Below are 501 nucleotides of genomic sequence, written 5' to 3' on the forward strand. Positions count from 1 at the left end.
GTTCTCACTTGAGGCTTTCAAGCGTGTATACACCTACCCGCTGAACTGGTCAGCTTTGACCAATACCGTCATAGCTGCTTCCTTCTCGATGATTTTTGGAGTCCTCATAGCCTTTCCGTTGGCATGGCTGGTAGGACGGACGAATCTCTACGGGAAAAAATTCTTCCGCACCCTCTTCGTCGCCACCTATATGGTGCCTCCCTACGTTGGAGCCATGGCCTGGATGCGCCTGCTCAATCCCACTGTCGGGTCGATGAATATGTTTCTCATGAAAATCTTCAACCTGGGCTCCGCCCCGTTTGATATCTATACCATGGGAGGCCTGATCTGGGTGTTGACCGGATTCTACTACCCGTATGCCTTCATCACCATCAGCCGCGCCATGGAGAAGATGGACCCATCCTTGGAGGAGGCCTCACGAATCTCTGGGGCAAGCCCTCTGACTACGCTGCGTACCATCACCCTTCCCATGATGCTCCCTTCCATCGTTGCGGCAGCCCT

General features: G+C 53.9%; 1 protein-coding gene. It reads left to right on the top strand.

What is annotated here, in order from left to right:
- Positions 1-501, top strand: a 501-nt coding sequence (locus B3F49_RS09350; protein ID WP_293910634.1) for an ABC transporter permease, incomplete at both ends; no start/stop codon positions are given.

The organism is Sphaerochaeta sp. UBA5836 (genome assembly GCF_002432845.1).
Lineage (GTDB): Bacteria > Spirochaetota > Spirochaetia > Sphaerochaetales > Sphaerochaetaceae > Sphaerochaeta.